Below are 340 nucleotides of genomic sequence, written 5' to 3'. Positions count from 1 at the left end.
ATCTCCATAATGTCGAGGGCCGCCCGCCAGAACGCCTGCCCTGCGGGCACGCCTCGCTTCTCGAACTGGCGGGTCATCCTGAGGACGGAAAGCTTTCCCGTCATCAGTTCGATCCCCTTGATCACAGCCGATTGCCACGGGCTGTCGAAGGTAGAGGCATAGGACAGACTGCGCCTGTCGTACTTGAAGGGTGTATCCTCAGGCGGTGCGTGGGCCATGTCAGGGCGGATCGGTCGCGATGTATCGTTCATCGACATGAGCGTACCCTGCTTGCTATGGGGCCCCGCTGGCTCAGGACCCTTCCCCGAACTTGTCCGCAACAAGGGCCCGGAGCGCTTCG

At 62.1% G+C, this 340-nt stretch carries 1 pseudogene; it reads right to left on the bottom strand.

The window, feature by feature from the left end:
* Positions 1-257 (bottom strand): annotated as a pseudogene (locus A3764_RS24250) (acyltransferase); the annotation flags it as partial.
* Between the last annotated feature and the right edge of the window lie 83 nt (positions 258-340).

The organism is Sulfitobacter sp. HI0129, assembly GCF_001635395.1.
Taxonomy (GTDB): Bacteria; Pseudomonadota; Alphaproteobacteria; order Rhodobacterales; family Rhodobacteraceae; genus Sulfitobacter.
This window is presented reverse-complemented; position numbering and strand designations above follow the sequence as displayed.